Annotated in this window: 1 pseudogene; it reads right to left on the bottom strand. The window is 53.4% G+C overall.

What is annotated here, in order from left to right:
* Positions 1-251: pseudogene (locus KVT27_RS25580) on the bottom strand (sulfonate ABC transporter substrate-binding protein); the annotation flags it as partial.

Genomic DNA, 251 nt, shown 5'->3' on the forward strand with positions numbered 1-251 from the left:
TCACGGTATCCGGATTGCTTTCTGCGTAGGAACGAGTGGCCAGATAGAATTCATGGTTTGCCACAGTATCCTTGCCGTCTGCCAAAATTTTCGCTTTCGCCGTGGTTTCGGCAGCCGCGAAGAAAGGATCCCAGATGACCCAAGCGTCCACACTGCCCTTCTCAAAAGCAGCACGGGCATCCGCCGGCGGCAGGAAAGCCACTTGAATATCTTCGTATTTCAGGCCTGCCTTCTCAAGCTGCTTCACTAAC

The organism is Lysinibacillus sp. GbtcB16 (assembly GCF_019091145.1).
Lineage (GTDB): Bacteria > Bacillota > Bacilli > Bacillales_A > Planococcaceae > Lysinibacillus > Lysinibacillus fusiformis.